Genomic DNA, 26,180 nt, shown 5'->3' with positions numbered 1-26,180 from the left:
AAGATAGTTTATAATTTAAACTGTTTAATAATCCCTTTGGCAGATCTGGTGTATTTGTCTGCCTTACCATGTACGGCTTTGGTACATACCTCAGCCCAGAACTCACTCACATTTGTTTTCGCATAGCTACCATAACCGCTCTTTTTGCTATCTCCTTTCCATTTTTTGTAAAGAGAGTTAATGCTTTTTGTCGCTGCCTTAGCATTCGGAGATGTTAGATGCTGATTCCAGGTAGCGTGTGCCAGCTCGTGGGTGATGATGTGAGCTACTGGCTTGTTTGTTTTAGTCAGGTGCCCACTCTTATAACCTGTACTTGCCCAACTTTCCACACTTTTCTTAGTTGTATTTTTACCATTGAAAACTTGCTTATTGAGAACTACCTGCTTAGATACTCCTCCCTGAGAGATATGTACCCCTCCAACTCCTGCCTGTAGTGTAGCGATCTTTATATCCTTTTGCCTTACACCCAAAACAGAGTGAAAGCGAGATATACTCTCCTTAACCGATTTGTACACCTGAGGGTTTTTGATAGATGCTAAAGATTCCAACTTTCCGATCTTACCCTTGTAGTTAGAATCTCCTGCTTGCAATCCACCGCTTGCTGGTGGTTTCTTGTTGCTACCGCTTGTTTTTGCCATTTTTTCCTTTTTTATCGTTAATGAATTGCTCGATATAAACCAGACTATTCTCTACACAGAATCTCCTGATCTCATCACCTCCACCATAAACCAGCAAATTAGGCGTTTGCAAACCTGAGATCTCCCTGGCTACCTCCAGCTCTATTTTTAGATACTCAACCCGATCAGCATAACCACGAGTAAAGAAAGCATTGTATCCTTGTGGGATCCCCAGCTTATTGAACTCTCTGAACTTCACAGATACATTGAGATCTGCATATACCAGAATACCACACTCTTGAAAGTAGCGACTTATCCAGCGTTTTTTATAGATTTGATGCAGTCCGTATGCTATCGGTGTTGTGTCATAAACAGAGAGGTTCGGTTCTACCAACGCTTTCACTCCACTTGTTAGCACCTTGATAGGATCTTTCCAGATAGCCTCAAAACGATAATCATCCACGTAAAAGTGATATGTTGATACATCCTTTCTTAATCGGCTATCTGCACCCCATGGAGCAAATGGTAGCTGTAACTTTCCAGCTTGTTTATCCAGCAGCAGGTTAGGTATCTCAAATTCGTTATTGCTTTCATAGAGGCAATCAGTGAGCATGGATCTGTAAAAGTCCTCTTTCTCATCGGGCATATCATCACCATCCGAATCATCATCATCCTCTGGATCCTCTCCTTTGGATTTCTTTTTTGACTTCTTACCCTCCTCATCATTGAGTTCAGGCAATTCTAACCCGATAAAATCAAAATCTACTTTCTCATTCCAGCCATCCTCTAATAGCAGAACATCCCACTCCCCATTGTTGATATTATCCCTTAGAACTATATCAGCCTCCTGTTCCTCTGTAAGATCAGAGTAGATCACTACTGGAACCTCTTTCAGCTTTAGTTTCTTAGCTGCTTTCAATCTCTGATTACCAGCGATCACTACAAGCTCACCAGTTCGATCTGATAGTGTGATAGGTCGGTGTTTCCAGAATCCATTTATACGAATCGAATCTATCAACCGCTCCAGATCCTTAGTCGTGATCTTTCTGGGATTATCTTTCAGCAGGGAAAGCTCTGATACTTTGCGAAATTCAATATCACTACATCTCATCATCAACCCCCTCCACTGGTTCTGTAGTCTCCTCAGCACTTTCACCAAGTAAATCACCCTGATATTCGGGTGTGTTCGCTATCTTTCTGATTAGTTCAGCCAGACGTGCGAGGAAATATAGTTTCTTTCTCCCTATAAACATAAGAGAGTAGCCATCGCTGGTATATCCAACAGAATAGAATCTACCTCTGTAATGTACAGGCAAAGGCAAAACATCATAAATAACCACACGATCACTATGCAACCCTGTAACAGTTGCTGTACGGTTGTATGTGTTATCCTGGTAGATATTAATCGTTTTCCCCACTGTTACAGGATCCAGAGGGTAGATTTTATGTATTAAACGCAAAGCAATATAGAGAACTACTATAGCGATAATAATATAAATTGCAGTTATAACCATGATAATAAACTGTTTTAATGATACAAAGATATAAAATATGTGTCTGACAAACACATATTAAAGCAAAAAATAGATAAATAACAATCAAAAACCATAAACTAACATGGCAGCATCTCTACCATGCTCATTTGTTCGCTTACTCCATTTGGTGTAAGCCTTGAATGTGGCTTGATCCAATTTAGTCCGATTCATTTTAGGAGGCACCATTTCATAGGATATTCCCAGATCTATAAGGAAATCCTCCCAGATGGTAGCATCTCTTTTGACCGATCCCACGCCCTGGAGTTTCTTTCTCTCCTCATCCCTGGGCATTCTTTCGGTTCCGAACCAGGTACGCTGTCTGGGATCCTCAACTCTAACCACTACAGCCTTTGGATATTCCTCTGTAAGCTCCTCTATCCTTTTCATTGCCTGGTGTATTTTAATTGATTGTACATCAACTAATTGCCTTGTTTTTGAGTTATAAATAGCAAAGCCTGTATTTACTCCAGTGTCGATACCCACATAAATCATACTTTGCCCTCCCTCATATATCTAAACCAGATGAAATGTTTACGCTTGTAAGAAATCAGATGATCATTTACATAAGCCTCTCTCTCAAAACTGATATTCCTATATGCTTTTTTGCGATCCCGATAAATGCAAAGCCTCACCAGGAACTCAACACCATACCAGAGGTAAAAAAAGAGGATAAGCATCTCCATCATTTGCTTTTTGTGGATCTCCTCATGCCTTAGGGTTCGGGGTGGAAGCTCCACCCCTTTACGCACAAATATCACCCCAAATAGCATTATAGCCCTGTAACCTTTTGGAGGCAGTAGTCTATTCTCAATTACTTTCATTTTCTGCTATTTCTTCGGTTGGAACTTCATTATCTCTCAGCTCTCCAGGGATCTGATAAAGAACAACCGCCTTATCAGTTATACGCTGATCACGTGGCAGGAATAGCTGTGCCATCATCAAATTATCGGGTAGATACTTATACCTGATCTCTCTAATCATCGGCAAATTTACCTGGTGCTGGCTGTGTATCTCAACACTCCAGAGGTTGTTTGCATAGGCTACAATCACAATAGCACAACTATGGAGGAATTTCCCAGCTCTATATTCCCCATGTTCATCTGTTGCTATAGGTTTGCTGTTAGCACTCTCCTCCAGATCCTTTACGAACTCAGGGTTCATCTTTCTCTTTTTCCAGAACTCAGGATAATACACCTGATTTTTCTCTCTGATCTCATTCTTTTTTTCTTGCATTGTTTTTAGTATTTATGTGAAACGATATGATAAATTTCTCTACAGATTTGAATATCATACATGGCATCATGCAGTCTATTCTCATCAACAGCTATCCCCAGAGCAGCAGCAACAGTACCCTGCTTAAAATTCTCCATCTGAGAGCGTTTAGCAGCAAGGTAAGGAGTAGCCATCACCATAACATCAATGGAATTACTCCAGAACCAGGATCCAAAGTATTTATCTCCATTCTGTAGGAACCAAGCTCTGAGAAACTGGTTATCAAAAGAGGCGTTATTATAGCCAGCCAAAAAGAATTTATCTTGCTTGTTATACTTATCTACATATTTACCAAGCAAATCCAAAAACTGCCCATATACCACCCCCATAGGAGGATATGCCATAACCTGCTCTTTAGTTACTCCAGCTACATCCAGAGCCTCCTGGAGTATTTCCGCTTTCGGGTTAGGTTGTACTCGGAAATCAAAACTTTCTTTTGTTACTCCATCTATCACGATCTCACCGCTCAGCTGGTGGATCCCATGTTTGTTTACTAAGGTACCTGTAGTTTCCAGGTCAAAAAATACGATTTTCATAAATTTGTTATTTGTTGATTGTAAAATGATCTGTTTTCTTTGTCGATAGAAAACTGGGTGTAAGTGGTTTTCCAAATGAAAGTAGAGATACCCATATCCTGCCTGTAAACAGAATCCTCACTCTTTCTTTGAATGACAATCTCCAGCACGAAACTACCTGCCCATCATCAGTATCTAACACTAAAGCAGGGAGAGGGGTATATTCTGGCTGATCCTCTGCAAATACTACATTTTGTTCTTTAAATTTTACTGGTTTCATTTTTATCATCTTTAAATTCACAATTTCTTTTTTCCTCATCATAATAGCCATCAGTCCACCAAAGAGGCTCTGGTGAATTTATAGCCTCTAAACTATATCTCTTACATTCCTCACGTATCGGGCAATCCATGCCAGTACAGTATCCGTAATCTTTATTGATAGCCATATCTTATTTCAATAACCTCCCTAAATTTTTCTTTTGTTTCACAGTGGTAAACTCAGATAGAGCAGCTATTAGCTCCAGAACTTTCTCCTTACATGGCTCTGGCAGGGAATTATTGCCCGAATCAGCACCGATATTCACCTGAGTAGGGTTGCACATCTTCACCAGGGAAACAAGCTCTGGCAGATCGAAATCCATAATAGGCTCAATGGTAACATAGGTAGGTATATGTTCACTTATCTCTTTAGTGGCTTTTGCTCTATCAACAGGAGCAGGAGCATTACGCATTACTACATAATACCTGTTACTTTCAATAGTCGTACAAAAAACAGACTTTAACAAAACAGGATGAACCAGTTTTTTATCAACTGGATCCACCGTCTCTCTTAGAAAGCGATCTGGATTCTTAGACTGAAACAGGTAGCGATTATCAAAGTGTTTGCAGTAGTCCAGTGTCCGATCTATCCAAAAGCCAGGGTACTCCTCAGCAAATAGATCATTACTACTCCCTACAAAGATGAAATTTCCGCTACCAAGATCGGTTTTAAATTCGGTTTCATCCAGGCGTGGATCTTTAAGTTTACCCCAGCGTTTCATGTAGCAATATCCACAATCATGTGGACAGGATCCCTTAACGGTGTTCCATGTATGAGTTACAAAATCATACATATTCCCTTTTGATATATTTAAACTCATGGTAATTTGTTATAAATGATTGTTGCTATATATTTCTCCCACTGGTTACAAATTGTGGGCTGGCGATCCTGATACATATCGAACATAGGATAAACGCCTACCTGAATATCCAACACTTTCACATTATTTTCTTTTATCCAGCCGTTTATTGACTGTTCCAAGTTTTCGGAATTAGTGTCGCTAAATATTTTTGTTGCTATTGTATATGTTAGCTTAGCCATATCAATTAGTTTTTAATTTTTGATAACCAGTAATCATAAACTCGTGATGCTACTTGTGCCATCATCACAGGAGGCACACTCATTCCACACACATAATTTGCGGACTGATCCATAAAATCATAATCTATCGGGAATGTAGATATTTTACATACATCTTTTGCTGACGGAAAGCTATTATCCCAATCAGGCATAGGGCACGCTTTGCCACCATAGCCAGCTGTGATCGTGGGATATACATCTGTTTGTTTTATAAGCCCTGATTGTAGATATTTGGCTGGTTCCCCAGCTTTCAATCTTTCCCAATCAGCAGACAAACAAGGCATTTTTTTCTCTCCTAATTCGAGATCTATTTGATTACATGGGATTTCTTTCTCTTTAAATTCCATATCTATATATGGAGCACATTCAAACATATCTTTCTGCCTAAGAAAAGGAGTTGCAATATCTTTCCGCAAGCAGATGAAAAACACTCTTTCCCTATGTTGTGGAACACCCATAGTTGCTGCATCAAGTAGAAAATGTTGGCAATAATAACCAGCAGAATCAAAAGCCTCATATATTTCACGAACATAGCGAATAGCATTACCGAGTAACATACCCTTAACATTTTCGCTAATTGCTATTTTAGGCTGTAGCTTCTTAGTCAAGTCGATAAAGTCAAAAAACAATCTATCAAGTATTTGCTCTGCCTGCCCCTCTCTAAACCTTTTTTCAACTCCCCAGGCATCCTCACGGCTCCCAGCCATTGAAAAAGTTGAACATGGAGGAGATCCATCTAATATATCAAGATTGTAAAGATCATTAGGCAAATCCTCTCTTAGTCTAAAATCCTGTATTGGTTCAAGAAACGAAAATGTAGGGTTGTGATTTTTGCGATAAATAGACATCATACGATGATCTATCTCGTTGCATCCTATAACATCAAATCCAGCAAGTTTATACCCCATTGTGGAACCTCCTCCACAAGAAAAACAAGAAAACACTTTCCCCTTATCCTTTGTAAATACCGTGTCTCCTAACTTCCATTCATAAGGGAATTTATGTTTATTCATTAGATCCTTTTTTTAGTTCTTTAATTGCGTATCTTAGGCTCTCAGTCTTATCCAGCAGTTTTGCCAGCTGGAGGATATTCACCTCCTCCTCTCCATCCAGATATGCCCATATTTTCCTTAGTGATTCAGCTATTATTTTAGCCTCCTTAGCATCTTTCATAGCCAGGTTGATCTCTTTATTGGTAACAGTCTTTTTCCCTTGATCCTGGGCTATTTTTACGGCTTGTTTGGTAGCTTCTACCTGCTCCACCTCTGTATCATAATTAGCCACTATATCTTTAGCAGCTTTAGCAGAAATTTCATTTCTAATAATCCTCTCCTGGATCTCTTTTGGCAGATCCATGAAAGCAAGGCATTTGCTAATATAAGCTGGTGATTTTTTGAACTTTTCAGCGATCTCAGCCTGTGTATATCCAAACTCATCCTTGAACCGTTTGAACATTATCCCACATTCATATTCAGAGAATCGTTTGCCCTCATTTCGCATCATCTGCTCTATCAGTAGATCCTCATAGCTTGCATCCTTAGGAGCTTTGAGTGCTTTTATCCAGGGAATATCAGCACCCTCTGAGATAGCCAGCATTGTAGCACGTAAACGCCTCTCACCATCCACCAGCTCATACTTTTCATTCCCATTTTCATCTTTGAAAGGTTTAACGGTGATGGGATTGAGCACACCCTTAGCCTTTATTTGTTCTTTAAGTTCCTCTAAATCAAAATCTCTACGAACATTAAAATCACTCATAACGACAATGTTACGAGGATCTATAAGAAAAATATCCGTTCTCTTTGTTGCATTAGTTTTCATATCAATATCTGAATTTTGTAAAATGAATAATCTTACCCTCAAAAGTGTTTTCTTTGCCTTTCCCAAAGAACCAATCAATAAAATCAGGAACACTCAAACCATCATTCTTTGCCACCTCCTGTATATCTACCTCTTTACCATCTACCCAAACTTTGGGATAGGCATCATCGGTACCATACACCATTTCTATTGTTTGCAGTCCAATCCCGTCCTCTCTGGTTCTCTGAAACAGATCTCTCATTTCTGAGTTGTATGGTCTGCCAGTCCACTCTTTCATTGCCAAATACATAAGCCCTGCCTTGATTTTAGCAAAGCGTTTTTCCCATACACTTTTGGCATCATATCTGATTGTATGGATCTTTTCGTTTCTTTCGATTTTACCCTCAAAATCGGTTAGCTCTCCAGCTCTGCTATGAGTAGCTGGGAAAGCCTTGGATAAAGGGAGTATTGCTTTTTTTAATACTTTCATTTTCTTCTACTTTTTCCGTTTAACGATATTACATTGAAGCTCTTAAACCGATCTACAAGCCTACCCTCAAAGCGTTTTACAAACTCATCCACGCTCAAATTGCTTGTTAAATGATATTTCTTATATGAGTTCTGGTAGATTTCGTATCTGGCAAACAGGAACTCATCCATGATTAAGCTGAGATCGGTACCATAATTCTTTTGATTTTCGGTAAGCAGCCCCACGTCATTCAAGCATACATTTATCGGGTTTCCATCAAATTTACCCTCAGAGGCACACTCGTTATAAGTGTATCGGTCTATGTGTCCGTTAATTTTATAATAATTCATCATCTGGGTAGTCGATAGATTCCAAAAGAAGTTTTCACCGCCTATCCTTTTGAGATATTCAGAGAACACTTGCATTAGCATTGTTTTACCTGTTCCAGGCTCTCCAACCAGCAGAATGTTTTTATGGATCTTGTAATTTTCATCAGGAAACACCTCCTCAGCCAGCTTACAATCATTGAAATAGTAAGTAAGGAACCTGAGAACCTTTGAATTATGCTCATCCACCTCAAAGGAGGAAAATTCACGTAGCATAATGTTATTGCCTATTTCCTTGATCATAGAGGCATGGAGAGAAAACTGCCCAGGATCCTCTAAATCGTATTTAGAACCTTTTAGAATAATCCTTCTGTGGCTCAGAACCTCCCTCTGGGCTTTCTCCCTGGTTAAATATTGAGCCTCCCTGTGTTCCTTGATTATTCGCAAAGCCATTTCCTCCGTTAGCTTGTTTCCGTTCAATTCCATTTTTCTGTTGATCTTCGTAATATTTATCTTTTACCCATCCTCGTATAGTATGATAGTCTGACTTATATCTTTTCCCTTTAGAGCCTTTGTAGCTATTAAGAATGCCTATCATTGCTTTTGCTGATTCCTCAGAATATTCAGCACATAGTTTAGCGTATTCATCCCTGGTAAGAGAGACAAACTCAGCATATTTGTATTTTTTGGCTTTTTCAGCCTTTTCCTGCTGTTCTGGTGTTAGTGGTGGAGGTGGTGTGGCATCATCACCAGGTAAATTAGTTTCGGTGCCCTGCTTAGTGAATACTTTAGCCTTTGTAACATCTCCACCTTTTTTACCAGCGATCCTCCGTTTTTCCCTGATTTCCTCATCTTTAACCATTCGCCTACTATATATGGCTCCATCACTTCTAATAGAGCACACACCATTTTCAAGTAAAACATCCAGCCATCCATAGGAGCCAGAACAATCTGTTCCGATCATTGCAGTTATTTCCTCCTTGGTGTACGGCTGGTGGTTAGGCTTTACCATCACACCACGCTCAACACACTCCCACATATAGCAGATCAAATCGAACCATAGCCCACGAATATCAGGAGATAGGAACTTTACCTCAGCACAGCTCAGCCAGTCTCTTGTAAAAAAGGGCATCGGGTTTTTATCTTTAGCCATATATTAGAGATTTAAGGGAGGGGCACTAAGTACCCTCTCCCAAATTGTTTTACACTTCCAGAATTGCAATATCAGGAGCAATCTCTTTGATTTTATCCAGTACCTGGTCAATACAGGAATCACGGTAAGCCTCTACCATCTCATTTGCTCCAGGAGAAACAAGCTGTAAGAAAACCTCACCATCACTCAGGTAGTGGTCGAACTCTACCTCAATACGCTCCTTTGGAGTTCCTTTGAACACAGCAAGGCATACAGAGAATGATTTTGGCAAATTGCTTTCAACCTGGCACTTGTACACCTCAGCCATAGAGCCAGATGGATCTCGTTGCTTTTGGATCTCTGATTTAGCGTTTGCTGTAAAGTTTTTGAGGTTAGAAACCATAACCATACATTTCTCTTTATCCTCAAACACACCACGATTAAGGCGTAAAAACTGCCCTAATTTTCCAGGTGCCCAGGCTTTTCTCTCATCGTTGATACCGAACTTTTCAAATACCTCTGAGAGCTGGACTTTGCCAGTAATAGTATTTTTGTTGTAGGAATCGGTTTCGTTGATAGTGAGGGCAATAGTCATAGCCTCACGATCCACTTTGATATTAGCCTGTTTTTGTTCGATTGTTTCTACTCTTTTCTCCAACCAATCAAAAGGAGTTGAGATTACTCCATCCAAACTGATACTCTCAGGAGCTTTTGTCGGTAACACCTCAGTGGCTTTAGCAGCAGCACCCTCTCTAATAATAACCTCAATCGGTTTTGAAACATCCACTCCCTCATGGATATGGATCTGGATTTTTTCTTCTTTTTCCATCTTGTAAATGAATTAATTGTTAATAACTTAATTATCTGTTCCAGTTCGTCTGAACGCCTGGAATGTCGTCCGTTGTTTCTCCTCCTGGTTAATGTCTCTTTCCTCCAGCTTATAACCATCAGGAGTGTACCATGCTACTTTGCCCAGATCAGCATCTATAAACTTGTAGCATTCCGATTTTACATACTCTCCTCCAGATTTCAACTCATCCAGGATCCTACCTCTACGTTCCTCTTTAGGCTTAATTCTGCCCTTGAAGTCGGCATTTATCTCTTTCAATTCTTGATGCAAGCCGTTGATCTGAATAGATACCTCAGCAAGCTCCTCACGCCTTTCATTGATTTCTGCCTGTTCAAACTTTCGGGTGTAATGCTTTTCCTCAATCTGATCACAGCTATCTCTCAGAATTTGAGCACGTTTTTCAATAGGCACATCAGCTAACATTATGTCGCTCATGCCTTTCTTTTCATTTTTCATCTTGAATGATTATTAATTGTTAGTGATATTATATTTCCACGGTGAAATTAAAAGCCAGATATTCAGCCCATAATCGGTTGAATGTCCGTCCAAAATACCGTGCCTTTTCAGCCGTTTCTTGGCACAAGCGGAACCCAAAGTTCGCAGCCGAGTGCGAGGAGCGATTACCCGTGCCCAGGAAACCGAACCCAGCACTCGCCCCAGTCGCCGCATACGCAGACAACAGGGCACCACGATCATCCTCATCCATATTATCAATCTCTGACTGGGTGTATAAAGCCCACCATACCCACCAGTAGATCTCTTTACCCTCAGCATCTGGTTTCGGCTGAAAGGTTCTACCCCATAAAGCACGGCTGATAGTCTCTAACTTCATAAGAGCTACAATGTGAGGAGGGATTCCCTCCATAAATACCTCCTGAGGCTCTCCCAGAGCTTCACAGGCATCCTCATAACTCTGAATGGTTGTATGATCATCCAGTGTAGGCTTTTTGCGTTCTTTGCCGAACAGAGCGTTCAAAACTTTCTTTACATTCTCATCAGCTACCTTATAGGCAGCATCTACATTTTCTTTTTTAATTTCAACTTTGCTCATCTTTCAAATTTTTTAAGCGTTTGATAATTATTTTTGTTAGTCTTATGGCATTTTCCACCCTGGTACTTCTACCTGGAGGGATGTTTTCAATTAGCACTGGTAACAGCCTAATGAGATCTTACACTATGTTATTCGGTATTATTTTCATCGGACTGCCTCCAGTTTGGATCTGGATCTGGTATTTCCAGATTAAGATACTCCAGTGCATACTCTCTGAGCTTTTCACAATAGGTAGAAAAAGTTAGTGTATCCATCGTTGCAGTAGATCCTGGGAATGTTATTATCTCCCCAGTGTGTTTATTCACTACCTTATCCGCTGTCATTTGAGACTTAAAGAACTCATGTACCTGCTCACAGGAGGTAAATTCCCACCCCTCATTAAGCAAAGCATCCAATAGCATAGGATAAATACACCCCCATAACCATCCATTCTGATCATTCGATCTGGGCTTTCTTACTTTTTTCATCTCAAAGCGATAAATCCCATCCAGAACAGAGTTCATTAATCCGTATATGGGTTTGAGGTTAAATAAACCGTTCTTTTTCTCTATGTGAACTTTCTTACTCATACAGTGCTATCTGGCTTTGTAAACTTTGTCTTACAACACGAATGGCATTTTCTCTACCCATCAAACTACCCACATAAACCTCCAGCTCTTTTTTGTCCTCAGCTATGTAATAGCCATCACTGGTAGCGATTAAACCTATAACCAGGTTGTTTGTCCTGATATGGTTTATTATTTTTCTCAGCCGTGCATTATCCAGCTTATATCCTTGCTTTTTAAGAGCCGTGCAGATCTGCTGGTTTGTAATAGCTTTCTCTTTTCCTACTTTGCTGTGAAGCCCCTGAACGATCAAGGGGAGCAACGTATCACTTTCATAAGATGATAGTGGTTTTGTTTGCTCTGTAAATCCTGCTATCATAATCTATCTAATTGAATTGTTAAACCTGGTTTTGCGATATATACCAGCTTACCAGTAGCCCTTTGTACCTCAGATATAAATCGTGGTTCATCCCCATTATCTTTAGAGAGGTGCAACAGAACTACATTACTCACATTTGAAATATCATTTGCGGAAAGGATCCCCTTGCAAGTCTCCAGCTCCATGTGTGAAGTCAGTAAGCGAGTTCTTTGAATCGGGAGAGTAATGCCAGCATTAATACTCTCAATAAGTTTCCTGTCAGAATAATTACACTCAATCAATATGTGATTAAGCCCTGGGAAAGTGTACTCACACATACAGCTATCAGTAAGGAATAATATTCTGCCACTGGCAGGATGATCGATCAGATAACCAACGCAGGGAACATCATGGCACGCAGCAAAAGGAGCTACTTTGAAATTGCCGAATTTGTATCCCTTACCAAGTTCCAACGATCTCACCCTGGATCCACTCACACCTTTTGCAGTCAGAACCTCTGGGAGAGCCAGTACATAAAAGCCTGTATCTACCATGTTTTTGATATACTTAGCATGATCGTTGTGCTGGTGGGTGATTAGGCAGCCCACAACTTTGCGTAACTGAAAATCCAAAGCCTTTTTTACCTCCATAAATCGGATCCCAGCCTCAATTATCAGAGCCTCATTCCCATTGTCCAGAATGTAGCAGTTACCGCTTGATGAGCTACCTAATACTTTCAATTCCATAATTTCGTGTATTAATACCCTGGATCTACCTCCTCTGGTGATTTGGGTTGATTTTCTGCCTCGGTTACATCCTCATAATGAGTATCACTGATCTCAAAAGTCTGAATATTGCCATTCTTTTCTACAAGAGAATCACGCACATCAGTATCTCCCTCTGTGTCATTTTGTATTGCCTCTTGCATTTCTACAGAGAGATAGCCGTATTTACTTAGTAAATTTCGGATAACGGTTTTTACAGCCATACCATGAAAATTACCCATCCATCCTACAGTTTTGCTATCGGTTGCCACTGGCAGATTAGCCAGATTCATCAAGCTCTCTACTGTAGTCTCTTTTTTAAGCCCTTTTGAGTATCTTTTTGCATGATCAGCCATTTGCTCTACTGTCATGTAGAGTGTTTTTGAAAAGCCGTTCATAAGCTCGAAGTAGCAGAAATAACCTACCACTTTATCGGATGTTTTCTCACCATCAAAAGCGATCTCTCCAGTGAGCTTGTTTACCTTTCTAAGCTCTCCCTCATACACCACATCTGCATTGATCGTTTTGTATTGACCTGTTCGCATTGCCAGCTGGATGTAGCCTTTGTAACCCATTTGGAAAGTAGGCATCATCTTTTTAGTCCAGTTACCTTTTTCATCCTTTACACTATTGTTGAAAGGAATGATAAAAGCATATCCCAGAGCTTTATTGATCGGCAATTTCAGTACAGCTGCTTTCAGAGCTTCCATTACCACCGCCTTAGGCTCACACATCTGGAGATTGGAATCTCCATTATACAGATCAATCACAGAGGCTACAAATGTTGGAGCACTCTTAGAGAGAGCATTTTGAAACTGCTCCATAACAGAGGGAGCATTCAGCATATTCTTTAGCACATCTATTTTCTTAGTTTGTGCTGGCACATTAGATCCTGTGCCTTTAACTGCTTGTTGTGTCATATTAATTATTTTAGTTGATTATAACTCCTGATACATTTCCATCGGTTCATCACCTGGCATCTTGATCATCAGCTTAGGATGCTTGCTAACCGTCAAATTGATAACCTGAGAAACAGTAGGGATAAGCTCATTAACGCTTTCTCTATTGTCAATGAAAATAGGTGCAGATATTCCCTTTGAGTTGCATATAGCATTGATAATATCAAGCCCAGCGTTTATTTTTCTGGCATTGTTCAGATCGGGGAAAGGCACACCATCAACGGTACATACACAGGTTATTTTTTCATTGCCATTCAGCTGCTCATCCACGAAAGAGAAAGAAACCATAGTAAACATTCCATTTATTCGTTTCATCAGCTCATTATCCTTAGCTTTCTGAAATTCAAGTATGGTAAGCTCTGTTTTTTCAAGTTGAGCCAGAGCATCGTTATTGGATAGCTTTTTATCCTCATACTCCTGGATTAGCTTTTGAGCACGCTCTATAGTGTCTCTTTGAGCCAGGCGTTTGTTAAGGCTTGCTATATTATCGGATAATAGGCGTTTGCCATCTTGTAGTTCGGATGTGTCCACAGCTGGAGCCTCTACACTCAACTGGTTTTCAAGTTCGGTAATTTCATTTCCCAAACGGATCCAGTCAGCATCTACCTCAATAAGTTTTTGAGGATCCTGAGCATCTGGTAGATTTTCCTCTTTGTATTTCTTTTGACCATTAAGGTTTTCCAGATCAGCCTCCAGTTGCTTAGTTTCAGCCAGAACATCCTCACGCTCTTTTTGCAGTTCTTTCACCTTAGCCGATCTCGTTACTCCCTTGTTTTTGTTATCCTGTAGCTGTTTCGATTTCTCCAGATTGAAGTTAGATAAAAGTTCATTCTGTTTAGTCTCAATATCCTCAGCCTCCAACGGACGGCTACAAGTAGGACAAGCAAAAGCACCAGCTGGATACTCCAACTGCTTAGAGTTGATAGCACGATACTCACCACGTAATGTATCTAACTCTGTATTGAGAGTTGAGATCTCTGAATCAATAGCAAATACACGGCTACTCTTTCTGCTTATATCATCCTCTGTTGATTTGATTTTATACTCCAGCTCCTTTATTTCAGAGCGTGTAGCATTGTTCGCTGTATTTGCTTTCTCACGGATTTCACTCTCTTTTTTAGATCTCTCTAAGCGTTTTTGTCCGATCTTAGCCTGAATATCACTTTTGGCTTTATAGGCACTCTCTACCTGTTTTGATTTGTCGGTGATTTGCTCCTCTATGCTTTGTAGGGATTCTTTTTTTGCTTTGAGTTCTTTTTCCAACTCACTCCAATTTTCAGCCTCTGGCATCATTTGAGTAGCTGTGTCGATACGAGCAGGGAGTTCTTTCAGCTCATCCTGTATAGCTTTCTTTTTGGCAGCAGTTTCTTTCTTAAATTGCTCCAAAGTTCTACCTGTGATTTGACTTAACAGCTCCAGGTATTCAGGCTTTAGGGCTGCCACATCCTGATCCGTTACATTGCCAGCCATATCCATGAGCATATTTTTCTGAGTAGCTGCTGGCAGGGTAGGGAAATAGAAAGGATTTGTAACCATACGGAAAACATCCTCTGGTAGAATTGCCGATACCTCAGCATCATATTCCTTTTTAGTTCCCAGCTTTACACCATTCAAATAGAACTCAGTGTAATGATTTTTAAGCTGCCCAGCATTAACACCAGTACCCCATTTTTCCAAGTAAGAACGCTGTAGAGTTACCTCTTTACCATCAACCAACAGAGTAGCTATTACAACGTGCTCCAGATTCAAAATCGGCTTACCGTTATCATCCAAGGTTTTGATGTTAAAACCACCATTCCCATCTGCTCTGTTTGTGCTATCTTTTCCGAATAGCAACCAAAGGAATGAATCAAAAACTGTAGTCTTACCTGTTCCATTATCACCGCTAATCACAGTCTCCTGTTCGGTAAAATCAATGGTAAGATCTTTGATACCTTTGAAGTTTCTAAGTATCAACTTTTTTAAATAAATCTGTCTCATTTTCCTCATTTACTTTTGATTATAAAATTTAATTTCTCTGATTTCTCAACAGCCAGGAGATCTGCTCTGGAGTATAGAATCTTTGAGTTTTCGCTGGATCCATTCCTGGTACCAGATATTAACCCCCTACGAATCCAATCCTTTACACGAGCCTCCCCAAACTGCCTAAAAGCCTCTCTTTGTGAGATAATATCTTTTGCAGGGTAGAGCATTTTAGCATAATTAGCAGCTCCAAGCTCAGCCATATCCTTGCATAGATTTTTAAGCTCATAGAGTTCTAACTGGATCATAAATCACATACGTTTTAGTTTCTGTATTCTTTTTGCTCTCCGAACTTTACAGAAGTAATGTTTTACACTTTCAGATAGGTAATCATCAACATAGCTCACATAAGCCATTGATCCCGATAAACCAGCCAAAACAAACTGGTGATGTGCATTGTAGAAAATTGCTCCGATAAGACTACAGGTGCATAACACGCACCAAATGGAGCCAAAAATTAGGTTAGATAATGTTTCCGAAGTCATAACTGTGTTGCATTAGTTATTTGAATAAATTATTTGTCATAGCATACCGCATAAACTCAGGCATTGAGTGTACACCCAGCTTTTTAAAGCTATTTTTCCTGTGATTATTCACGGTATTAAGAGAGATAAATAGCCTATCGGCTACATTGGAATCGCTAACGCCCTTATAGAGCATTTTCATTACTTCAAGCTCCCTATCTGATAACTTTGAATCGAATTTAGGAGCACATATAATTTTGTCATATTTACACTCACCCCTCAGTGGGCATCCTACAAATTCAAAATTGAAGTTCCAGGAATCATCTAAATCAATCATATTATCATATAGCCCAAAATTGCACTTGATAAACCGCCTTACTGCCAAGTAATCCCTGTAATTTTTATTTCCATCGCTTTTAGAATACACCTCCATTAGAGCCTCAAAAGAATGAGGATAGAACTCCCTTAGGATCTCCAGGAATGCCTGGATAAATTCCCTATCCGTTTCTTTCAGCTGTCTCTCAGCCTCTCCAAGAGGTTTCATAGTAACCTCTCCCTCTGGTGTGGTGTAAAACTCAACAGGTTTCATTTTAATCATCTGTTTTTGGAAATAAATATTCACCAGGTACACCTAACTCCTTTTCAATCAAACTTTGGCACAACGCATCTGGTCGCTGTACACCAGCTATCCAGCAGCGAACTGTCTTAGTAGATTTTTTGGTGATCTCAGCAATCCTTTCAACAAATGCCGTTTTTGGAGCTTTCACTTCTGTTCGCTCAGGCAATCCTTTGTAAATCTGAGCAAAAGACTGATAGTCTGTTTCTGTCATTTTATCCTTTTTCATGCTTTAAATTGTTTCACAAACACACTTTTTTTGTATGTTTGTAGTGTAATTAAATTATTCACGATGCAAATATAGGATATATATCCAGATTATACAATATATTTTGGATATATTTTCGGATTAAAATGGTTTAAGATATGCAATCCTTTGATTTGAAACGCTTTAGAACTGACAATAATTTAACTCAATCTGAGTTAGCTGAGTTATTTTCGTGCGGTCAGAACTTTATTTCTCGAATTGAGCGAGGAATTAGGCAAATTCCACCTGATAAGTTGGATATATTGCAGTCCAAATTTGGAAATATATCCAAATACTATACGGATAAAATAGATCCAATTTCAGTGCCTGAGGCTACACCCCAGGAAGTAATGCACGTAGGAGCCGATGTTTTCTCCAGGCAAATAGTGAAAATGATGAATGATAAACTCATTGCACCCTATTCTCTTTTGGAGGAGAAAGAGAAAGAAATTGAGAGGCTTAACAGAAAGATAGGCAGACTGGAGGCACTTCTGGACGAAAGGAAAAAAACGGATGCCCACCAGGAAAGCAATGCAGATCATGCAGATGCCGTGTAGTTTTTGGTATTAAACAATCGTTATTTTAGTATGGAAAAATATAACAGGATTGTGATCGAGCTTTATAAAAAATGCTTTTCGGATCACATAAATGGAAAGGAAATAGATGAGAATGTAGTCTCAGAGGCACAAAAGGAGCTTAATTTTGCCATAGATAAGGCTAAGGTACACAATGAGCCAACTGATGAGCTTGAATCCCTAAAAGAAGATATAAACCACCTTAAATATAACTTGCTTTAGGATGGGTACGGTAAGAAGTATTACAGATGAATCGAAACAGATAATGGAGCGTTTCTATTCTGCCCTGGATGCCATAATAGCTAAAAAGGAGATCAGGGGTGTTAATACATATTGCAGACTATACAATATCGACAGGAGAAATTTTGTAGCTCAAAGAAAAGATCTCGGACGTGGATGGTTTCAACTCTCATGGTTGATACCAATGGTGAGAGAATATAATGTAAATGCTGAGTGGCTTCTTACTGGTTTTGGTAAGATGTTTAAATGATTCCCCTTAATAATCCCCTATATACTCTTTATATAATATTATAGTATTATTATAATATATACATATATATAGTACCGTTTTACTTTTGCTTAGGCAAATGGTTAAGCAAATGGTTAAGCAAAACCAAAATCCTCAGCACTATAATTTTAATGTAACTTATTGGCTATTATATAAATGTGATAAATACTCATATCTTTGATTATGCTTGAAAAAACTTTGCTTAGGCAAACATACAAGCAAATGGTTAAGCAAATTCTAAATTTTGCCTAAGCAAAATAACCTCATTTGCCTAAGCAAGTGGTTAAGCAAATCATTCTTTTTGCTTAGGTATTTGCTTGACCTTTTGCCTAAGCAAACAATTATCAGACTTTGGTTCCTCCACATTATCCTGTTTGAACTTCACAAATTTCAGAACTTTTTGGTTAGCTCTATCAATCGGATCCCAGGATTTCCTGATATACATATCAGTTACTTTCATCTGTTCATCCACATGGTTTAATGCAGTATGCACCGTGAATTTATCTATCCCCACATCATTAGCAGCAATGGTAGCCCATGTGTGCCTGGCAGCATAAAATTGTAGATCTTCAATACCAAGTGAATAACCGACTTTTTTTAACCCCACTATATGCCTATTCCCTTTTTCATCGGTTCTATCAAATCCATTAATGGCATAGGTAAATGAATCTATGGATGAGTACATTTTATAGAAGCAAAACACACGCTCCCCAGTAGGATCTCTGTATTTATCAAATAAAGGCTTTACCTCTGGCTCTACCTTTATAGATATTTCTGCTTTATCAGCTCTTCTATTTCTTGTTTTCGTTCTCTGGTATGTTATTCTGCCACCCTCATAACAATCACAATTATATAGATCTGCTGCATTCATACCAACAAGCCCAAAACTTAACAAGAACACATCTTTTGCAAGGTTGAACTTGTTATTCCCTGGCTGTAGTATAAGGGTGTAATCAAGATCCATCATCCTCCTGAGCTGATCAACATCCAGAGCACGCTTTTTAGCTTGTGGTATTTTAGGGAGTTTTTTGAAAGGAGATAATGGTATATTGATTATTCCAAGATCCTCATTATTGAACTCCTCTTTTGCTTTATTGTGTATCGCACGCAAATTACTGGGATATAAAGACTGTGCACGCTCTCCCTTTTTTCTGTTTGCCCTGGGTGGTTGTTCTATTATCCATAGGATCCAATCCTGAACAAATTTAGAGGTGATTTCGTGGATGCTTATAATTTCTCTTTCTGTAAACTTCACCAGGTTGTTTATAGCGTTTTGGTATGCTAAAGCACTTCCCTTGTGTCCAGTTGCTTTTAGTTGCCGAACAAGCTCCCTGCCATAAGCGACTATATCCAAATCAAACCGATCCTCTTTCTCATCCTTTGTTATGAGAGATATAACCTGATCAATATCTATCTCTTTGATGAGCACACCAAGATCATCACACTTTCTCCGATAGGTTTTAATTATTTCATCAGTCTTATCAATGTAATACTGATTCTTTATTTTGAATGTCTTTTGGGTAATATCATCCTTAGTTATATAATAAGGAGTATCAAGGTACCTTTTTTGCCGATTATGGGTAACTCTTATTTTGATGTTGTAGGTACCATCTTTCTTTTTATGATGAGCATAAATTTCCGCTTTGAATGTAGCCATAAGATTTTTGTAGAACTATTGTAGAACAAATCACTGCAAAAGTAGCTATTATTTGCGGATTTTGGAGAGATTAAGAAAGTAAAAAGTACCCCCGATGAGAATCGAACTCATATTTTCGGTTTAGGAAACCGATGTTCTATCCGTTGAACTACAGGGGCTTATCTGCTTTTTACATCTGATTCAAAGATCGTTTTTTTATTCCACTACACTTTTGTAGCTTTGTACCCATCGTAGGTTTAGGAAACTTCTATTCTATCCATTGAACTACTGCGCCATACTAATTTACCTTTCGGCTTTCGGCAAATTCAATGCAAAAATAACAGAATTTCCGAGATATGGCAAATAGATTTTATATTTAATCAAATAGTGTTAAATGGAAGAGCACTTTTTGCTAATTAGATGTTATATGGATTGTAAGAAGCGCTAAAAACAATTATATTTGCTAAATAATTAAAAAACTGCAATTAACAGAATGTTTCAGATCAACGAAACGATAGTCGCATCTGATATAATAGAGGAAAATTTTCTGTGCGACTTGTCTGCTTGTAAAGGAGAATGTTGTGTAGAGGGAGATTCCGGTGCGCCTCTCGAAGATGAGGAAGTCAAAATAATAGAAGACCTGTTGCCACAGGTCTGGGACGATTTATCTCCTGCCGCTCAGGCAATCATAAAACAACAAGGTGTAGCTTACAAAGATGATGACGGGGAAATGGTCACTTCTATTGTCAACGGTAAAGATTGTGTATTTACATATTACGATGAAAAAGGCATATGTAAATGCGCTATAGAAAAAGCGTACCGCGAAGGAAGGGTTGGTTTCTATAAGCCGATTTCGTGTCACCTGTACCCTATCCGCCTCCAGAAATATAAAGACTTCACCGCTGTGAACTATCACAGATGGAGAGTGTGTAAAGCTGCCGTAGCGTTAGGGAACAAAAATGGACTAAAAATATACCAGTTTCTGAAAGAACCTCTGGTACGCCGTTTCGGTGAAGACTGGTACAATGAGCTGTCTCTTGTAGCCGAAGAATACGCTAAGAGTAAGGAATCGAAGTAATATTAATATATTATATTCAATTATTATAACGAATTTGTAAATAAGAATGCACCCACTTTCACAGTTCAAATACTGTCCTAAATGCGGTTCAAATCGCTTTGTAGAAAACAACATCAAATCGAAAAGATGTGAAAACTGCGGCTTCGTCTACTACTTCAACTCATGCTCTTCCACTGTTGCCATCATTGTAAATGAAAACAATGAACTGCTTGTAGCTACCAGAGCACACGAGCCGGTAAAAGGCACACTGGACTTGCCCGGCGGCTTTGTAGATATGCACGAGACAGGGGAAGAAGCCGTTATACGTGAAGTAAAAGAGGAAACCAATCTGAATGTGACGGAAACAGAGTACCTGTTCTCCATCCCTAATATATATGTATATTCCGGCTTTGAAGTACACACACTCGATCTGGTTTACCGCTGCAAAGTGGAAAGCACAGCCACACTTAAAGCTGAAGACGATGTAGCAAATCTTCAGTTCATCAAAATACCGGAGCTGAATCCCGACCTGTTCGGATTGCTGTCGGTAAAAGAAATAGTAAGAAAAATACAAAAAATGAAAATATGAAAAAACTACTTGTAGCGATAGGTATTGTAGTCAGCCTGCAATCGGCTTATGCGCAAAAATCCGTATATACGGAACAGCCCGGAAGGCTTTTTTCGCAAGGTAAAGAAATGTTCTTGAACGATAATTATGCAGGAACAATCCATATGCTCGAAGAATTCAAGACAAAATCGAAAGACTCGAAATTAATACAGGAAGCCGACTACATGATTATCAGTTCTATGTACTACATGGGAACGGAAAACATGGCTAACACGCTGAAAGATTATCTGGAAGAATATCCGGAAACCTATCACCGCAACCAATTATGCTTTTTCATAGGATCGACACACTTTGCTGAAAAAGACTGGAAAAAGGCTCTTTACTGGCTCTCTCAGGCGGACATGGATTATCTTTCCGATAGTGAACAGGAAGATTACAGCTATCGTACAGCATACGCAAACCTGCAAGAAGGAAGTCGCACTGAGGCAAAACGCCTCTTCGGACTATTGAGCCGAAATAGTAACAAGTACTCTGAGCCCGCTTCATATTATCTGGCATACGCTAACTTCCAAGATGGGGAATACGATCAGGCAACTGCAATATTCCGCAAGCTGAAAAACAGGAGTGAATACAGAGAGACATCGACATTCTTCCTAATGCAGAGCGCTTATTTGCAGGGAGACCTCAACGGAACCATATCGGAAGGACAAGAATACCTTGCCACATATCCGAATACAAAGAATGCAACAGAAGTGTATCGTTTACTCGGTAACAGCTACTACCGCACAGGAAACTCTTCTCAGTCTATCAGCAATTATGAGAAATACCTGAACGCAACCGAAACGCCATTCCGCGACGATATGTTCCAACTGGCAGAAGCATACTACCGCACAGGGGCATACAGCAAAACAGTAAATGCACTGAAACATGTTGCCTCTACCGACGATCTACTTGGGCAAGCCGGATATATGTTACTCGGACAATCATATCTGAAAGAAAATGATACACAGAACGCCATAATGGCTTTTGATGCTGCCGCCCGTTCGAAATTTGACTCGGGAATAAGCGAGGAAGCATTGTACAACTATGTAATGTTGATGAATCGCGATGGCGGTTCGGCATTCGGACAGGCTATCACAGCTTCGCAGCGTTTCCTTACCGAATATCCTAATTCGAGATATACCGATCAGGTAAATGAGGCTTTGGCTACCACATTACTGTCTACTAAAAACTACAATACGGCACTTTCGGCTATCAACAGTATAAAGTCGCCGGGTAAGCAAATACTGGATGCAAAACAGGTCATCCTATTCCAGCTGGGTGTGCAGGAATTCATAGACGGCAAGTACGATACTGCTGACAAAAACCTGAATGCTGCGATCAATCTGGGTAACTACAATACCGAAGTGCGAAACGAAGCATACTTCTGGCGCGGCGAAATCGCTTACCGCAACGGAGATTATCAGGCGGCAAACCGCGACTATTCTACATATATAGCACAGGTTTCGCCTACTCAAAAGAATTACCCGCTGGCTCTTTACAATCTGGGATATACCAACTATCAACAGAGAGATTACAGTAAAGCACTGACTAACTTCAGAAAATATATTTCGGCAGAAGTAAATCGCCAGTCACCTAATTATCCCGATGCCCTGAACCGTATCGGAGACTGTTATCTGTTCAGCCGCAACTTCTCCGAAGCTGAGAGCTATTATTCACAGGCAGCAAGAGTAAACCCTACAAACGCAGATTATTCGGAATTCCAGAAGGCTTTTGTTTTAGGCATGCAACGCAACTATAATGGTAAAGTATCGGCTCTGAACAGCATGATGGCTAAATATCCTAACTCGCAATATTACGATGATGCTTTGTACGAAAAGAGCAGGGCATTGGTAATGCTCGATAAGGAAAAAGACGCTATTCCTGTATTGGAAAAACTATTGAGCGAATATCCAAAATCAAATCTGGCTCAGAAAGCAGGGGTACAGCTCGGACAGTTGTATTTCAACACGAATAACCCTCAGAAATCAATCGCTGCATACAAACAGGTCGTAAGCAATTATCCTAACTCGGAAGAAGCCCGCACAGCTATACAAAGTATGGAGGGTGTTTATAAAGACATAAACGATATAGGCTCTTATGCATCTTATGTAAATTCACTGGGTAAAGGAACTATCCTTTCGGCAAGCCGTCAGGATTCGTTGACATATCTGGCTGCTGAAAATGTTTACATGAAAGGCCGCAAAGATGAGTCGAAGACTTCATTCAACAAATACTTGCAAACTTACCCTAACGGTGTATTCTCAAGCGATGCACACTACTATCTGGGTAGCATGGCTTTTGAAGCAAAGGATTATAGCACAGCTCTCAACAACTTCAAAGAGGTTATCAACTCTAATAACCCTAAATATATAGACGATGCTCTGATATTTGCTTCGGGTATAGAATTTGACCGTAAGAACTATGAATCAGCTTATGCTGCATACGAGCATCTTAATCAGGTAGCTTCCAACAGTGATAATAAGAATACGGCACAGTTAGGAATGCTGCGTTGTGCATACCTGATGAAAAAAGACAGTAATGTAGTTACAGCAGCGAACAAATTACTGGAAGGTTCTAAACTCTCGACTACAGTAGCTAACGAAGCCCGTTTCTACAGAGGACAATCGTTAAAAAATACCGGACAGTCCGATAAAGCTATAGCCGACCTACAAGAAGTGGCGAAAGATACCCGTACAGCCTTTGGAGCCGAATCGCAATACCTGCTTGCTGATATTTACTATCAGAGTAAGGCGTATGATAAAGCTGAGAAACAAGTACAGGCATTCATGAAAGAAGGCACTCCTCACGAATATTGGATGGCACGAGCAATCGTTGTTCTGGCCGATGTATATACAGCCAAAGGAGATAAGTTTCAGGCACGTCAATATCTGGAGAGCTTGCAGGCTAATTATAAAGGCTCTGAAGCCGATCTGGCAGACATGATCACTAAGCGTCTGGCAGCACTGAAATAACCAATAACTTATGTACAAATCAGTAAAAGAAAAGAGAATGAAAACATTATATAAATCAATTTTTGTCATAGGACTGGGAATTATCAGTCTCACAGCTTCCGCCCAAAAAGACTCGACACTGATACGTCAGGTATTGCTCGAACGTGATTACAATCCCACTTTGCAGGATGCTTCAAAGATAAATACTACTCCGTTTATTTACACTCCTACTGTGAAAGCTAAAGACTTTCAGTACATCAGTACAGCTCCACAGTTGAAGCTTGGAAACAACCAACTGGGCAGTGCCGAATCGGGAGATATTAAAACGAATGTAGATTTCAATAAAAAACGTGGATACGTAGTATTAGGTGCCGGAAGCCATTCCAACATAGAAGCGGCGGCAGGATACCGAATACTCAATTCGGCAACAGACCGTCTCGACATATTTGCCACACACAGTTCCACAAGTGGCGAAGTGGATTATATAGATGGCAAAAAGTATATCATAGACGATGTGAAGGCTAAACACTCTGCGACCAAAGCAAATCTGAAATACCAACATATCTTCGAACCTTCGATACTATCACTAGATGCTTCATATTATAATACTTCGTATAACTATTACGGAAACTCTTTCCTCCCAAGCGGATCTTCGGCATTCCCATTCGACATTACCTCGCGTCAGAAAGTAGATGTAATCAGTGTTGGCGCTGGTCTTCGCTCGAGCGACAACAATGATGGACTGCTGAAATACAAGGGAAGTGTACGTTACCAATACTTCAAGAGTAAGTATGGAGCATCTCCGACAGAAGATGGCGAAAAAGGAGGTCAGTTAGATCTGGATGTTGATTTCTACACAGCATTCGGTTCGGATAAGACCATCGGTATAAAAGGGTTCGTTATGAATCAACACTTTAGTGATAAAGACAGAGCCGAATATTTTGAAGATGCTTTTCATGGATTCACCAATATTACTGCTACCCCGTACATCAAATTTCAAGGTGCTAACTGGGATATAGATTTAGGTGTGAATGTAAGCGGACTATTCGATGTGAAAACCAAGATGCTGTTTACACCAAATGTAAAAGCTTCGATACATGTCAATGATGTGAATACATTCTATGGTGAGGTAACCGGTGGTGCAAACAACAATACTTTCCTCGATATATTACAGGAAAACCGCTATGCAGATCCAAGTTACCGTATTTGGTATTCTAAAACTATTTTTGATGCAAAAGTCGGTTTCAAATCAGGAGTTATAAGCGGCTTCGAATTTGACTTATTTGCAGGGTATAAGAAAACGAACGATGACCACTTGTATATTTTTGGATCAAGTAGCTATTATAACGCGTATGGATATGATGGTGGTTATTATGGATCTTCTACCGAAAATTCATACTGGTCGAATGTTTCATCCGTACTCAATGCCAATGTGGGTACAGGCCATGTGGGAGGTTTACTCAAAACCAATCTGATCCCTTATACTGACCTTTCCCTGAAAGCTATGGCATATTTTTACAGTGTAAAATATCCGAATGGTACTTATCTTTATTCACCGACAGAGGCTACTTACAATCCTGAGAAGAAAGCTTGGGGACGTCCATCGTTTACCGCAGAACTGAGAGCCGACGTAAAACCGATTGACAAATTTACTTTCACGCTTAGCTATCTATATGGCGGAGGACGCAAGGCATTGGGATATAATTATTCATCCGAAAGTTATTCTTCAGTGAGCATGAAAGATATCAATGAACTGAATGCCCGTGCTGAATTCCAGATTTTAGACTGGGTATCAATATATGCCTGTGCCAATAATCTGTTGTTCCAGAAGTATGAACTGCAATATGGCTATCCGCTACAAGGATTTAACTTCTTGGGTGGTCTGAATTTCAAATTCTAAAG

The 26,180-nt window shown here is 39.7% G+C and carries 35 protein-coding genes and 1 tRNA gene; 7 read left to right on the top strand and 29 right to left on the bottom strand.

What is annotated here, in order from left to right; all coding sequences use genetic code 11:
• Window positions 1–8: 8 nt before the first annotated feature.
• The 27 genes from M2448_RS04525 to M2448_RS04395 all read right to left on the bottom strand — a co-directional run bounded on the left by M2448_RS04525 (window position 9) and on the right by M2448_RS04395 (window position 16,923).
• The gene (locus M2448_RS04525) at window positions 9–638 is read right to left on the bottom strand and encodes a hypothetical protein (protein ID WP_280646656.1); all 630 of its coding nucleotides are present in this window, start codon (window positions 636–638) and stop codon (window positions 9–11) included.
• Window positions 619–1,731, bottom strand: a complete 1,113-nt coding sequence (locus tag M2448_RS04520) for a DUF4417 domain-containing protein (protein ID WP_280646655.1) — start codon at window positions 1,729–1,731, stop codon at window positions 619–621. Before M2448_RS04520 ends, M2448_RS04525 begins: the two co-directional genes overlap by 20 nt.
• Window positions 1,718–2,131 carry a hypothetical protein gene (locus M2448_RS04515; protein WP_280646654.1) on the bottom strand — a complete coding sequence of 138 codons (414 nt, stop codon included), beginning with the start codon at window positions 2,129–2,131 and terminating at the stop codon, window positions 1,718–1,720. The genes M2448_RS04520 and M2448_RS04515 overlap by 14 nt, the downstream gene beginning before the upstream one ends.
• An 84-nt stretch (window positions 2,132–2,215) precedes the next feature.
• On the bottom strand, window positions 2,216–2,539 hold the full coding sequence (locus tag M2448_RS04510) for a hypothetical protein (protein WP_280646653.1): 324 nt from the start codon (window positions 2,537–2,539) through the stop codon (window positions 2,216–2,218).
• Between the two features lie 101 nt (window positions 2,540–2,640).
• Window positions 2,641–2,973, bottom strand: coding sequence for a hypothetical protein (locus M2448_RS04505; RefSeq protein ID WP_280646652.1), 333 nt, complete (start codon window positions 2,971–2,973; stop codon window positions 2,641–2,643).
• Window positions 2,960–3,385, bottom strand: coding sequence for a hypothetical protein (locus tag M2448_RS04500; protein ID WP_280646651.1), 426 nt, complete (start codon window positions 3,383–3,385; stop codon window positions 2,960–2,962). The genes M2448_RS04505 and M2448_RS04500 overlap by 14 nt, the downstream gene beginning before the upstream one ends.
• A gap of 5 nt (window positions 3,386–3,390) precedes the next feature.
• Window positions 3,391–3,960: a 3'-5' exonuclease gene (locus M2448_RS04495; protein WP_280646650.1), complete on the bottom strand. Its 570-nt coding sequence runs from the start codon at window positions 3,958–3,960 to the stop codon at window positions 3,391–3,393.
• A 7-nt stretch (window positions 3,961–3,967) separates the two neighbouring features.
• Window positions 3,968–4,219, bottom strand: a complete 252-nt coding sequence (locus M2448_RS04490) for a hypothetical protein (RefSeq protein WP_280646649.1) — start codon at window positions 4,217–4,219, stop codon at window positions 3,968–3,970.
• Window positions 4,200–4,385 (bottom strand): hypothetical protein, encoded by a 186-nt coding sequence (locus tag M2448_RS04485; RefSeq protein WP_280646648.1) that lies wholly within the window; start codon window positions 4,383–4,385, stop codon window positions 4,200–4,202. The genes M2448_RS04490 and M2448_RS04485 overlap by 20 nt, the downstream gene beginning before the upstream one ends.
• Window positions 4,386–4,388: 3 nt before the next feature.
• Entirely contained in the window at window positions 4,389–5,078 is a 690-nt protein-coding gene (locus M2448_RS04480) for a hypothetical protein (protein WP_280646647.1), read from the bottom strand.
• Complete coding sequence (locus M2448_RS04475) at window positions 5,075–5,299, bottom strand: hypothetical protein (RefSeq protein ID WP_280646646.1); 225 nt, start codon at window positions 5,297–5,299, stop codon at window positions 5,075–5,077. Before M2448_RS04475 ends, M2448_RS04480 begins: the two co-directional genes overlap by 4 nt.
• 5 nt (window positions 5,300–5,304) lie before the next feature.
• A complete protein-coding gene (gene dcm / locus M2448_RS04470; RefSeq protein ID WP_280646645.1) occupies window positions 5,305–6,351 on the bottom strand; it encodes a DNA (cytosine-5-)-methyltransferase in 1,047 nt (348 codons plus the stop codon).
• Window positions 6,344–7,159, bottom strand: a complete 816-nt coding sequence (locus tag M2448_RS04465) for a ParB/RepB/Spo0J family partition protein (protein WP_280646644.1) — start codon at window positions 7,157–7,159, stop codon at window positions 6,344–6,346. The genes dcm and M2448_RS04465 overlap by 8 nt, the downstream gene beginning before the upstream one ends.
• Before the next feature lies 1 nt (window position 7,160).
• Complete coding sequence (locus M2448_RS04460; RefSeq protein WP_280646643.1) at window positions 7,161–7,628, bottom strand: hypothetical protein; 468 nt, start codon at window positions 7,626–7,628, stop codon at window positions 7,161–7,163.
• Window positions 7,625–8,236, bottom strand: a complete 612-nt coding sequence (locus tag M2448_RS04455; protein ID WP_280646642.1) for an AAA family ATPase — start codon at window positions 8,234–8,236, stop codon at window positions 7,625–7,627. The genes M2448_RS04460 and M2448_RS04455 overlap by 4 nt, the downstream gene beginning before the upstream one ends.
• Before the next feature lie 43 nt (window positions 8,237–8,279).
• Complete coding sequence (locus tag M2448_RS04450) at window positions 8,280–9,086, bottom strand: hypothetical protein (protein ID WP_280646641.1); 807 nt, start codon at window positions 9,084–9,086, stop codon at window positions 8,280–8,282.
• Window positions 9,087–9,135: 49 nt separating this feature from the next.
• Window positions 9,136–9,894: a hypothetical protein gene (locus M2448_RS04445; RefSeq protein ID WP_280646640.1), complete on the bottom strand. Its 759-nt coding sequence runs from the start codon at window positions 9,892–9,894 to the stop codon at window positions 9,136–9,138.
• A gap of 27 nt (window positions 9,895–9,921) precedes the next feature.
• On the bottom strand, window positions 9,922–10,350 hold the full coding sequence (locus M2448_RS04440; RefSeq protein ID WP_280646639.1) for a hypothetical protein: 429 nt from the start codon (window positions 10,348–10,350) through the stop codon (window positions 9,922–9,924).
• Between the two features lie 49 nt (window positions 10,351–10,399).
• Complete coding sequence (locus M2448_RS04435) at window positions 10,400–10,966, bottom strand: hypothetical protein (protein WP_280646638.1); 567 nt, start codon at window positions 10,964–10,966, stop codon at window positions 10,400–10,402.
• A 128-nt stretch (window positions 10,967–11,094) separates the two neighbouring features.
• Window positions 11,095–11,535 carry a hypothetical protein gene (locus M2448_RS04430; protein WP_280646637.1) on the bottom strand — a complete coding sequence of 147 codons (441 nt, stop codon included), beginning with the start codon at window positions 11,533–11,535 and terminating at the stop codon, window positions 11,095–11,097.
• Window positions 11,528–11,890: a hypothetical protein gene (locus M2448_RS04425; RefSeq protein ID WP_280646636.1), complete on the bottom strand. Its 363-nt coding sequence runs from the start codon at window positions 11,888–11,890 to the stop codon at window positions 11,528–11,530. The genes M2448_RS04430 and M2448_RS04425 overlap by 8 nt, the downstream gene beginning before the upstream one ends.
• Window positions 11,887–12,615, bottom strand: coding sequence for an MBL fold metallo-hydrolase (locus M2448_RS04420; protein ID WP_280646635.1), 729 nt, complete (start codon window positions 12,613–12,615; stop codon window positions 11,887–11,889). The genes M2448_RS04425 and M2448_RS04420 overlap by 4 nt, the downstream gene beginning before the upstream one ends.
• Window positions 12,616–12,626: 11 nt before the next feature.
• Window positions 12,627–13,553 carry a recombinase RecT gene (locus M2448_RS04415; RefSeq protein ID WP_280646634.1) on the bottom strand — a complete coding sequence of 309 codons (927 nt, stop codon included), beginning with the start codon at window positions 13,551–13,553 and terminating at the stop codon, window positions 12,627–12,629.
• 18 nt (window positions 13,554–13,571) lie between these two features.
• The gene (locus M2448_RS04410; RefSeq protein ID WP_280646633.1) at window positions 13,572–15,572 is read right to left on the bottom strand and encodes an AAA family ATPase; all 2,001 of its coding nucleotides are present in this window, start codon (window positions 15,570–15,572) and stop codon (window positions 13,572–13,574) included.
• 5 nt (window positions 15,573–15,577) lie between these two features.
• Entirely contained in the window at window positions 15,578–15,862 is a 285-nt protein-coding gene (locus M2448_RS04405; protein WP_280646632.1) for a hypothetical protein, read from the bottom strand.
• A 253-nt stretch (window positions 15,863–16,115) separates the two neighbouring features.
• Window positions 16,116–16,667: a helix-turn-helix transcriptional regulator gene (locus M2448_RS04400; RefSeq protein ID WP_280646781.1), complete on the bottom strand. Its 552-nt coding sequence runs from the start codon at window positions 16,665–16,667 to the stop codon at window positions 16,116–16,118.
• 1 nt (window position 16,668) lies between these two features.
• A complete protein-coding gene (locus tag M2448_RS04395) occupies window positions 16,669–16,923 on the bottom strand; it encodes an XRE family transcriptional regulator (protein ID WP_280646631.1) in 255 nt (84 codons plus the stop codon).
• A gap of 137 nt (window positions 16,924–17,060) precedes the next feature.
• Here M2448_RS04395 and M2448_RS04390 point away from each other — a divergent pair, with 137 nt between their 5' ends.
• The 3 genes from M2448_RS04390 to M2448_RS04380 are packed head-to-tail and all read left to right on the top strand — an operon-like array spanning window position 17,061 to window position 18,006.
• Complete coding sequence (locus tag M2448_RS04390; protein ID WP_280646630.1) at window positions 17,061–17,498, top strand: helix-turn-helix transcriptional regulator; 438 nt, start codon at window positions 17,061–17,063, stop codon at window positions 17,496–17,498.
• A gap of 30 nt (window positions 17,499–17,528) precedes the next feature.
• Window positions 17,529–17,738, top strand: coding sequence for a hypothetical protein (locus tag M2448_RS04385; protein ID WP_280646629.1), 210 nt, complete (start codon window positions 17,529–17,531; stop codon window positions 17,736–17,738).
• 1 nt (window position 17,739) lies between these two features.
• On the top strand, window positions 17,740–18,006 hold the full coding sequence (locus M2448_RS04380) for a hypothetical protein (protein WP_280646628.1): 267 nt from the start codon (window positions 17,740–17,742) through the stop codon (window positions 18,004–18,006).
• Window positions 18,007–18,316: 310 nt separating this feature from the next.
• On the opposite strand, the gene M2448_RS04375 is transcribed toward M2448_RS04380, so the two are convergent.
• Together M2448_RS04375 and M2448_RS04370 are read right to left on the bottom strand one after the other, a co-directional pair.
• Complete coding sequence (locus M2448_RS04375; RefSeq protein WP_280646627.1) at window positions 18,317–19,681, bottom strand: phage integrase SAM-like domain-containing protein; 1,365 nt, start codon at window positions 19,679–19,681, stop codon at window positions 18,317–18,319.
• An 86-nt stretch (window positions 19,682–19,767) separates the two neighbouring features.
• Window positions 19,768–19,839: transfer RNA gene (locus M2448_RS04370), tRNA-Arg, on the bottom strand.
• Window positions 19,840–20,153: 314 nt separating this feature from the next.
• Between M2448_RS04370 and M2448_RS04365 the strand changes: the two genes are divergently transcribed.
• The 4 genes from M2448_RS04365 to M2448_RS04350 are packed head-to-tail and all read left to right on the top strand — an operon-like array spanning window position 20,154 to window position 26,178.
• Window positions 20,154–20,738, top strand: coding sequence for a DUF3109 family protein (locus M2448_RS04365; protein WP_280646626.1), 585 nt, complete (start codon window positions 20,154–20,156; stop codon window positions 20,736–20,738).
• Window positions 20,739–20,784: 46 nt separating this feature from the next.
• A complete protein-coding gene (locus M2448_RS04360; protein ID WP_280646625.1) occupies window positions 20,785–21,306 on the top strand; it encodes an NUDIX domain-containing protein in 522 nt (173 codons plus the stop codon).
• Complete coding sequence (locus tag M2448_RS04355; protein ID WP_280646624.1) at window positions 21,303–24,299, top strand: tetratricopeptide repeat protein; 2,997 nt, start codon at window positions 21,303–21,305, stop codon at window positions 24,297–24,299. The genes M2448_RS04360 and M2448_RS04355 overlap by 4 nt, the downstream gene beginning before the upstream one ends.
• A 37-nt stretch (window positions 24,300–24,336) precedes the next feature.
• Window positions 24,337–26,178 carry a hypothetical protein gene (locus tag M2448_RS04350; protein WP_280646623.1) on the top strand — a complete coding sequence of 614 codons (1,842 nt, stop codon included), beginning with the start codon at window positions 24,337–24,339 and terminating at the stop codon, window positions 26,176–26,178.
• Window positions 26,179–26,180: the final 2 nt, after the last annotated feature.

This window comes from Dysgonomonas sp. PF1-14 (genome assembly GCF_029892965.1).
GTDB lineage: Bacteria > Bacteroidota > Bacteroidia > Bacteroidales > Dysgonomonadaceae > Dysgonomonas.
The sequence above is the reverse complement of the archived record's forward strand: the minus strand, read 5'-3'. Positions and strand labels throughout refer to the sequence as shown.

What these genes read in the sequence shown, in the direction of transcription:
- M2448_RS04400 (WP_280646781.1), bottom strand. Translation starts at nt 16,667, where the DNA reads ATGAAACCTGTTGAGTTTTACACCACACCAGAGGGAGAGGTTACTATG.
- M2448_RS04365 (WP_280646626.1), top strand. Translation starts at nt 20,154, where the DNA reads ATGTTTCAGATCAACGAAACGATAGTCGCATCTGATATAATAGAGGAA.
- M2448_RS04415 (WP_280646634.1), bottom strand. Translation starts at nt 13,553, where the DNA reads ATGACACAACAAGCAGTTAAAGGCACAGGATCTAATGTGCCAGCACAA.
- M2448_RS04435 (WP_280646638.1), bottom strand. Translation starts at nt 10,966, where the DNA reads ATGAGCAAAGTTGAAATTAAAAAAGAAAATGTAGATGCTGCCTATAAG.
- M2448_RS04375 (WP_280646627.1), bottom strand. Translation starts at nt 19,681, where the DNA reads ATGGCTACATTCAAAGCGGAAATTTATGCTCATCATAAAAAGAAAGAT.
- M2448_RS04480 (WP_280646647.1), bottom strand. Translation starts at nt 5,078, where the DNA reads ATGAGTTTAAATATATCAAAAGGGAATATGTATGATTTTGTAACTCAT.
- M2448_RS04520 (WP_280646655.1), bottom strand. Translation starts at nt 1,731, where the DNA reads ATGATGAGATGTAGTGATATTGAATTTCGCAAAGTATCAGAGCTTTCC.
- M2448_RS04510 (WP_280646653.1), bottom strand. Translation starts at nt 2,539, where the DNA reads ATGAAAAGGATAGAGGAGCTTACAGAGGAATATCCAAAGGCTGTAGTG.
- M2448_RS04455 (WP_280646642.1), bottom strand. Translation starts at nt 8,236, where the DNA reads ATGATCAAGGAAATAGGCAATAACATTATGCTACGTGAATTTTCCTCC.
- M2448_RS04420 (WP_280646635.1), bottom strand. Translation starts at nt 12,615, where the DNA reads ATGGAATTGAAAGTATTAGGTAGCTCATCAAGCGGTAACTGCTACATT.
- M2448_RS04495 (WP_280646650.1), bottom strand. Translation starts at nt 3,960, where the DNA reads ATGAAAATCGTATTTTTTGACCTGGAAACTACAGGTACCTTAGTAAAC.
- M2448_RS04490 (WP_280646649.1), bottom strand. Translation starts at nt 4,219, where the DNA reads ATGAAACCAGTAAAATTTAAAGAACAAAATGTAGTATTTGCAGAGGAT.
- M2448_RS04405 (WP_280646632.1), bottom strand. Translation starts at nt 15,862, where the DNA reads ATGATCCAGTTAGAACTCTATGAGCTTAAAAATCTATGCAAGGATATG.
- M2448_RS04500 (WP_280646651.1), bottom strand. Translation starts at nt 3,385, where the DNA reads ATGCAAGAAAAAAAGAATGAGATCAGAGAGAAAAATCAGGTGTATTAT.
- M2448_RS04425 (WP_280646636.1), bottom strand. Translation starts at nt 11,890, where the DNA reads ATGATAGCAGGATTTACAGAGCAAACAAAACCACTATCATCTTATGAA.
- M2448_RS04385 (WP_280646629.1), top strand. Translation starts at nt 17,529, where the DNA reads ATGGAAAAATATAACAGGATTGTGATCGAGCTTTATAAAAAATGCTTT.
- M2448_RS04410 (WP_280646633.1), bottom strand. Translation starts at nt 15,572, where the DNA reads ATGAGACAGATTTATTTAAAAAAGTTGATACTTAGAAACTTCAAAGGT.
- M2448_RS04430 (WP_280646637.1), bottom strand. Translation starts at nt 11,535, where the DNA reads ATGAGTAAGAAAGTTCACATAGAGAAAAAGAACGGTTTATTTAACCTC.
- M2448_RS04440 (WP_280646639.1), bottom strand. Translation starts at nt 10,350, where the DNA reads ATGAGCGACATAATGTTAGCTGATGTGCCTATTGAAAAACGTGCTCAA.
- M2448_RS04525 (WP_280646656.1), bottom strand. Translation starts at nt 638, where the DNA reads ATGGCAAAAACAAGCGGTAGCAACAAGAAACCACCAGCAAGCGGTGGA.
- M2448_RS04390 (WP_280646630.1), top strand. Translation starts at nt 17,061, where the DNA reads ATGCAATCCTTTGATTTGAAACGCTTTAGAACTGACAATAATTTAACT.
- M2448_RS04475 (WP_280646646.1), bottom strand. Translation starts at nt 5,299, where the DNA reads ATGGCTAAGCTAACATATACAATAGCAACAAAAATATTTAGCGACACT.
- M2448_RS04350 (WP_280646623.1), top strand. Translation starts at nt 24,337, where the DNA reads ATGAAAACATTATATAAATCAATTTTTGTCATAGGACTGGGAATTATC.
- M2448_RS04450 (WP_280646641.1), bottom strand. Translation starts at nt 9,086, where the DNA reads ATGGCTAAAGATAAAAACCCGATGCCCTTTTTTACAAGAGACTGGCTG.
- M2448_RS04460 (WP_280646643.1), bottom strand. Translation starts at nt 7,628, where the DNA reads ATGAAAGTATTAAAAAAAGCAATACTCCCTTTATCCAAGGCTTTCCCA.
- M2448_RS04445 (WP_280646640.1), bottom strand. Translation starts at nt 9,894, where the DNA reads ATGGAAAAAGAAGAAAAAATCCAGATCCATATCCATGAGGGAGTGGAT.
- M2448_RS04515 (WP_280646654.1), bottom strand. Translation starts at nt 2,131, where the DNA reads ATGGTTATAACTGCAATTTATATTATTATCGCTATAGTAGTTCTCTAT.
- dcm (WP_280646645.1), bottom strand. Translation starts at nt 6,351, where the DNA reads ATGAATAAACATAAATTCCCTTATGAATGGAAGTTAGGAGACACGGTA.
- M2448_RS04355 (WP_280646624.1), top strand. Translation starts at nt 21,303, where the DNA reads ATGAAAAAACTACTTGTAGCGATAGGTATTGTAGTCAGCCTGCAATCG.
- M2448_RS04380 (WP_280646628.1), top strand. Translation starts at nt 17,740, where the DNA reads ATGGGTACGGTAAGAAGTATTACAGATGAATCGAAACAGATAATGGAG.
- M2448_RS04485 (WP_280646648.1), bottom strand. Translation starts at nt 4,385, where the DNA reads ATGGCTATCAATAAAGATTACGGATACTGTACTGGCATGGATTGCCCG.
- M2448_RS04505 (WP_280646652.1), bottom strand. Translation starts at nt 2,973, where the DNA reads ATGAAAGTAATTGAGAATAGACTACTGCCTCCAAAAGGTTACAGGGCT.
- M2448_RS04395 (WP_280646631.1), bottom strand. Translation starts at nt 16,923, where the DNA reads ATGAAAAAGGATAAAATGACAGAAACAGACTATCAGTCTTTTGCTCAG.
- M2448_RS04360 (WP_280646625.1), top strand. Translation starts at nt 20,785, where the DNA reads ATGCACCCACTTTCACAGTTCAAATACTGTCCTAAATGCGGTTCAAAT.
- M2448_RS04465 (WP_280646644.1), bottom strand. Translation starts at nt 7,159, where the DNA reads ATGAAAACTAATGCAACAAAGAGAACGGATATTTTTCTTATAGATCCT.